This is a genomic window from Variovorax sp. P4_D9 (assembly GCF_056401695.1).
The window spans coordinates 1-5,666 of the sequence record NZ_JBFUIU010000586.1; the positions used below are offsets into that span (position 1 = coordinate 1).

General features: G+C 64.2%; 7 protein-coding genes. 6 read left to right on the forward strand and 1 reads right to left on the reverse strand.

Annotation, left to right across the window (positions count from 1 at the left end; all coding sequences use genetic code 11):
• Positions 1–184 precede the first annotated feature (184 nt).
• The 5 genes from AC1DY5_RS39580 to AC1DY5_RS39600 all read left to right on the forward strand — a co-directional run bounded on the left by AC1DY5_RS39580 (position 185) and on the right by AC1DY5_RS39600 (position 3,796).
• The gene (locus AC1DY5_RS39580; RefSeq protein ID WP_478119920.1) at positions 185–1,309 is read left to right on the forward strand and encodes a DNA-binding protein; all 1,125 of its coding nucleotides are present in this window, start codon (positions 185–187) and stop codon (positions 1,307–1,309) included.
• On the forward strand, positions 1,306–1,782 hold the full coding sequence (locus tag AC1DY5_RS39585) for a hypothetical protein (protein ID WP_478119921.1): 477 nt from the start codon (positions 1,306–1,308) through the stop codon (positions 1,780–1,782). The genes AC1DY5_RS39580 and AC1DY5_RS39585 overlap by 4 nt, the downstream gene beginning before the upstream one ends.
• A gap of 5 nt (positions 1,783–1,787) precedes the next feature.
• Positions 1,788–2,060 carry a hypothetical protein gene (locus AC1DY5_RS39590; RefSeq protein ID WP_478119922.1) on the forward strand — a complete coding sequence of 91 codons (273 nt, stop codon included), beginning with the start codon at positions 1,788–1,790 and terminating at the stop codon, positions 2,058–2,060.
• 132 nt (positions 2,061–2,192) lie between these two features.
• Entirely contained in the window at positions 2,193–3,293 is a 1,101-nt protein-coding gene (locus AC1DY5_RS39595) for a hypothetical protein (RefSeq protein WP_478119923.1), read from the forward strand.
• Between the two features lie 176 nt (positions 3,294–3,469).
• Positions 3,470–3,796: a hypothetical protein gene (locus AC1DY5_RS39600; protein ID WP_478119924.1), complete on the forward strand. Its 327-nt coding sequence runs from the start codon at positions 3,470–3,472 to the stop codon at positions 3,794–3,796.
• Positions 3,797–3,872: 76 nt separating this feature from the next.
• On the opposite strand, the gene AC1DY5_RS39605 is transcribed toward AC1DY5_RS39600, so the two are convergent.
• Positions 3,873–4,541: a hypothetical protein gene (locus AC1DY5_RS39605; RefSeq protein ID WP_478119925.1), complete on the reverse strand. Its 669-nt coding sequence runs from the start codon at positions 4,539–4,541 to the stop codon at positions 3,873–3,875.
• 106 nt (positions 4,542–4,647) lie between these two features.
• Here AC1DY5_RS39605 and AC1DY5_RS39610 point away from each other — a divergent pair, with 106 nt between their 5' ends.
• Positions 4,648–5,475 carry a metallophosphoesterase gene (locus tag AC1DY5_RS39610; protein WP_478119926.1) on the forward strand — a complete coding sequence of 276 codons (828 nt, stop codon included), beginning with the start codon at positions 4,648–4,650 and terminating at the stop codon, positions 5,473–5,475.
• Positions 5,476–5,666 lie beyond the last annotated feature (191 nt).

Consider the following 5,666-nt stretch of genomic DNA (forward strand, 5'->3'; position numbering starts at 1 on the left):
GCAGCAGCAATGCGAGCTTTCAGAGCATCTTCCATTCGAATCGTGGTGGTGGACAAAGACGGCTCCCCGGAACTTGTGAAACGAGCACTACTGTAGCACATTTGTGCTACGGCGCGATTCGAACACAGGAGTTTTAAATCTGGGCTCCATTATTATCGCAAGTAAAAAAGGCAGGGAAGAGGGCATGGATCCGAGAAGTTCGAGCGATGAATACCACCCGGTCCGCGGCGGCCGCGGGATCCAGGAAGCCCAGGTCTGGGAAGCCGCCGACGCGCTGCTGCACGAAGGCCTGCGCCCGACCATCGAGCGCGTGCGCCAGAAGATCGGCAGCGGCTCGCCCAACACCGTGAGCCCGATGCTGGAGCGCTGGTTCGCCACGCTCGGCAAGCGCCTGGACGGCCATGGCGCCAACCTGGCCGACGGCGAGGCGCATCAGCTCCCCCTGGCCGTGGTCCAGGCGACGAAGCTGTTMTGGGATGCCGCCCGCCGCGAGGCCGATCAGGTGCAGGTTCAGAAGACCGAGGCGACCCGCCGCGAGCTCGACTTGCAGCGCAGCGCCCTGGCCCAGAAGGAAGCAGACCTCCAGCAGCGCGAGACCTCCTTCGAGCAGGCACGCGTGGCGCTTGACGAGGCCCTGGCGTCCTCGCGCCAAGCGGTCACGGCCATGGAGGCTCAGATGCACACGCAGCAGCAAGAGTCCGCTCGCCTGCTCAGCGACTCGGACGCCGAGGTGCGACGCCTGCGCAAGGCCCTGGACGAGGCCGTGGCCAGCAAGGAAGCCCTGCGCGAGAAGGCGGCGATGGAACTCGGCGCGGCACAACGCGACGCGAGGGAAGCCGAGCAGCGCCATGTCGCCCACGAACGCCGCCTCCTCGCCGACATCGATCGCGAGCGGGTGGCCACGCGCCAGTCGGCCGCAGATCTTGCGAAGGAGCAGAAGGCCCGCGCCGCAGATCTGGAGGCGGCACGCAGCGTGCAGGAAGCAGCCAAGCAGGCACTCCAGGTCGAGAAGGCCGCGCACCGTGATGCCGCCGCCGCGTGGTCGCGCCAGCAGCAGGAGATCCAGGTCGAGCTTGCGACCCTGCGCGAGCGCGCCGCCGGGGCAGAGCACCGCGCGAGCGACCTTGCCGCGCAGCTGCACCGCCAGCAAGGGCAGTCCGAGCGCGAGATCGCACAGCTGCGCGAGAGCCACGCGGCGACGGCGGCGGCGCTGCGCCAGCTCGAGACCCGCCGCGGAAAGGGTGACGGTGAGGGAGGAGAGAAGCCTCAGGCTGGCCGGGGCGTGCGGGGCAGGAAGCCATCCGAATGAGTGAGCGCGTGATCGCGGCGATCGTTAAACGATCCTTGCGTCGCCTTGGGGCGGCCCTCATGGAGATGGAAGAGGACCACCGGGCACTCGAAAGGACGCGAGCCGAGGCCCCCGCCCATTATTCCGAGCGCATTCATGCCCTGACGATGGCAATGCACATACAGGGCCTGTATTCGCGGACCGAGGAACTATTGGACCGAGTGATGGAAGAACGCGCCCTGGGGCTTCGTAGGGCCACCGATTGGCGCCCTCTCCTTCTGCAATCCGCCGTCGTCGACATCCCGGGCGGTCCCGCCGCCCTCCTCAGCGAAGCGACCTTTGCCGGACTCGAATCGATGCGAAAGATGCACCAGGCCATCCTCGACACAGCTGCAAGCAACCTCAAGCCCGCCCGCATCCTGGAGTTCTTGCCCGAGGCTCGAGAGGCGATCGAGCGCACGATCGGCGACCTCTCACACGCCTTCGGCGCTTGAATCCAATGACCATCAGCTTCGTCCCCTCGCGCCTTGCCACCCTCGACGTCTTCCGCGATGCCGAGTTGGACGAACTGCGCCGGCTCGCCCAGATCAAACCGCTTGGCGCCCTGCTTCGCAACCCGGCCTGGCGCGAGGCGTCGGCGATCGATCTTGCCTACACCTCGGCCCTGCGGGCCCAAAGCCGGACGTACGTGCTTCCGTGCTTCGTATGCGTGCCGTTTGTGCACTGTGCGCTGCCACGCTTTGTTCAAGTCACTTTGGCTACGGCGTTTTAGACCGTCTACAAGCGTTCGCACGCCCTTTTCCCATCGTTGCGATCAAGTGGCTCACAAACAAATGCGTGTAGGGGCTGTGCGCCGTCGCTGCGCCTATGCATAGAATCCGCGCAAAACAAAGTAGGAGTGAGGATGGCCACATCGCCGTGGACGTATGTCATTGGCCCGTTCTTCGGCACGCTGCTGGCCTTCACGTTGGCTCGCATGTACGACGCGAACAGACGCTTCTATGAACACCTTGCAGCGGCAAACTTGGCGCTGATGACGCTCAAGAATCAGTACAACGACTTCTTGCTGTTCAGGATGGGCTTCACACAGGACTGCGTGCGCTTGTCCCTCACCGGTGACGAGCCTGTGTGGTCACTGCTCCGGCCTAGCCACATGCGCTATGGCGACTATGAGTTCGACTTCGAGAAGATCGCCTTCCTCTTCGAGAGCGGGACACGGCCGCCAGTGTTCGAGGCCATTGAGCTTGCGCAGATCACACACGGAGACCTACTAAAGCTGGACGGGCAGCGAACGGACACTGCACGGGAGACACAGCGTCAAGTAGCGAAGGAACTCAAGGACGACAAGGCTGGGCTCGATGTTGCCGAAAAGGTTCTAGGCAAGGCATACATTGCCGAACTGGACATGCTGGTCGAGGGCCTTGCGCTTAGGGCATACGACGGTGAACAGGTCTACATCAAAGCGTTCAAGGAGCTCCGGGCTGCGCTGCGCGAGCACATCATGCAGACCGGGCGCTACAGGGTTGGCTACCTCCGGCGGATGCGGCACGACGCTACTGTTGAGGACATGCTTGTGAAGATGAAGGATCGGCTCAACCCAGGCTTCAACGCTGACGAGTTGCCAGCGTTTCCCGAGAAGCTGCAAGCAAGGGTGAACAAGGTGCTTGCGGAGCGCAAGGCATTCAAGGCTAGGGCAGCGAAGGGGTAKGCCCGAAAGCTCAAAGAACTTGCATTAGCACCAAACCTGGCCCGGTCGAGCGAGCCGCGTCCCGATGTCTGTCCAAACTGGGTCCAGCGGAGTCGCCACGGCGGATCGATATGTGCTTCCGCAGCACAGGTACGATCGAACTCATGTCCGAGACCCCCGACCTCTTTGCCTGCTCGCCATCCATCTTGCGCATGCCCTCCTGGCTCGGCCCGGGCGTGCACGAGGAGCGCGATCTCCCGTTCGAGTCTGCCGACTACGAGGTCATCCCTGGCGACCGCTGGACCGTCACCGCGCTGAAGACTGGCGAGACCGTCTACTGTGGGATCGGCCCGGTGGAAGTCGTCAGCACATAGAACACCYGGATTGAGCGCCCTGCTCCATGTTGTGGACGGCGCGCGACAAAAAGGCAAACCTCTCCGGTCCGTGTGAAATTGCTCGGGCGCCGGCAGCCTACGCGCCGCACAATTTCTTCCATGACCACCCCTCGCCTGCCGCTCTGGTATCGCCACGCCTGGTGGCTCCCCGCAGCCTGCTCGGCCTTCGCCGTTGCCCTGGCAGCGGCCACGCTGCGGCCGAGTGAACAGGGCCTCTTGCTGACGGTCGCGATCCTTTGCGCCCTGCCCTGGTCGCTGGCCCTTCTGCTCCTGGACTTCGGTCAAGGGTTCGCGGATCGGGCTGCCTTCGTCGTCTGCATTGGCCTGTGCGCAAATATGGCGTTGCTCTGGTGGTCGACTGCCCAGCTCCGAGCGCGTTTCCGGCATCGGCGTGACGGCAATCTGAACTTCGGTCGGAAGCGATAGCCCTCGAAGTGCTCGACAAGCGCGGGCGTCGACGCCGCGCGGCTAGGTCAGAAATTGGGCGGGAGATCCCTGCCAGTCAACCGCGCCCCACGTTCGAGAGATCTGGCGCCAACGTTACCCCGCCATGTAATTCCACAGCCTCACTGACGAGGGTGCACTCCTCCAGGTCCATCTCGACCATGCTCTTCACGCACTCGAGCAAGGTCGCGCGATCGAGCATGCCGGGGATCGGGTCATCCACGCAGCCGAACCCAGCGATCACCTCGCCGTCGGCCAGCCGATACAGCAGCAAGATCCAGTGGTGGTTGTCCAGCGCCGGCGATCGCCCAGCGGCGATAAATCCCGGCGCAACGGCGATCGCGCGCAGGCCCGCGGCGAAGGCCTGCAGCGTCTCGGGCGAAGCAGCCGGCCCCTCACCTGGCCCGGCTTTCAGGCTGGCGCTCGCCATGGCCACGGCAGCAAGTGCGCGCAAGTCGGCGTCACCGCTGCCACCCTCCCCCACCTCATAGCTCAGCGAGGCCAACTGCGCCGGTGAGATCGCGGCAGCGGCGACCCAGAGGCTGCTGGTGTCGACCAGGTAGACGAACGCGGCGGCGGCCAACGGCGGCCGGTCGGCGAAGAGATCAAGGCCCCAGTTCGGCCTGGCCTCCTGCGCGAGCGACCCGACAGCCTCCCAGAACGATCGCTCCGGGCCGGAAGTGGCGGCGAGGCGCCGCAGCAGTGCCTGAGTCTTGAACGATGACAACTTTAGGTTCCCAAACCGGGTAGAGGCGAATGCTACCTCCTTGGGCCGAATACAAATTTTCGATCTGACCTAGCGCGCTAGGAGGTGCGTTCCGTATGCTGGTTTCATGAAGCTCCTCATCCTCTCAGACCTACACCTCGAGTTCGGCACCTTCCGGGTGCCCGAGATCGAGGTGGACGCCGTGATCCTGGCCGGGGACATCGCCACCTCGCCGGCCAGGGCGCTTCGCTGGGCGCAGCGGCCTAGCAACTTCGGCGCGCAGACGCCGATCATCTTCGTGCCCGGCAACCATGAGTTCTACGGCGGCGTGATGGACACTGCCCTCAACGACATGCAACTGGCCGCCGCCAGCAACGCCCACGCGCTCGATTCCAAAAGGGTCGCTCTAAATGGCGTTCGGTTTCTCGGGACAACGCTATGGACTGAATTCACGCTGGCGGTCGAAACCGAGGCCGGACCGGTCAGCGACGCCCCCCGCGCGATGGCATTCGCGCGCTGGCGGATGAGCGACTACACGAGCATCCGCGTCGCGGAGAACGTCGCCCGCAGCGGAGTCGCCAACAGCGTCAAGCGCAGGAAGCGCCGCTTGACCCCCGAGGACACTGCTGCGCTTCATCGGGTGCAGCGCCAGTGGCTCGCCGACAGGCTGGCGGAGCCGTTCGATGGGCCGACGGTCGTGGTTACGCACCACGCCCCCCATCGTGGCTCCCTCCTTCCGAAGTACGCCAGGAACTGGCTGTCCGGCGCGTATGTGAACGAGTTGCCGGATAGCTTTTTCGAAGTGCCGGCCCTCTGGGTTCACGGGCACTTGCATGATTCGCATGACTATAGGGTTGGCAACACCCGGGTCGTGTGCAACCCTCGCGGCTATCCTGAGTCGTACCCGCCCGAGCTCAATGCCGCGTTCCAGCCGTCGTTGGTCATCGAGGTCTAGGCTCTTCTTCGCATCTTACTAACGACGCAACCTAATTATTTTCGAATTGCCCTAGCGGGATTCGTGGCGCGGTCCGTATGCTGGTTTGCATGAACCCGCTCGCCATCGAATCCGCCTCCGCCACGTCCAGCACTGCCGACGATATCTCGTACATCGACGACGATGCGACTCCAGATCTCGCAGGTTATGAC

Bases quoted from the DNA above. Each gene is read 5' to 3' on its own strand.
- AC1DY5_RS39600 (WP_478119924.1), top strand. From the start codon at position 3,470: ATGACCACCCCTCGCCTGCCGCTCTGGTATCGCCACGCCTGGTGGCTC.
- AC1DY5_RS39585 (WP_478119921.1), top strand. From the start codon at position 1,306: ATGAGTGAGCGCGTGATCGCGGCGATCGTTAAACGATCCTTGCGTCGC.
- AC1DY5_RS39610 (WP_478119926.1), top strand. From the start codon at position 4,648: ATGAAGCTCCTCATCCTCTCAGACCTACACCTCGAGTTCGGCACCTTC.
- AC1DY5_RS39590 (WP_478119922.1), top strand. From the start codon at position 1,788: ATGACCATCAGCTTCGTCCCCTCGCGCCTTGCCACCCTCGACGTCTTC.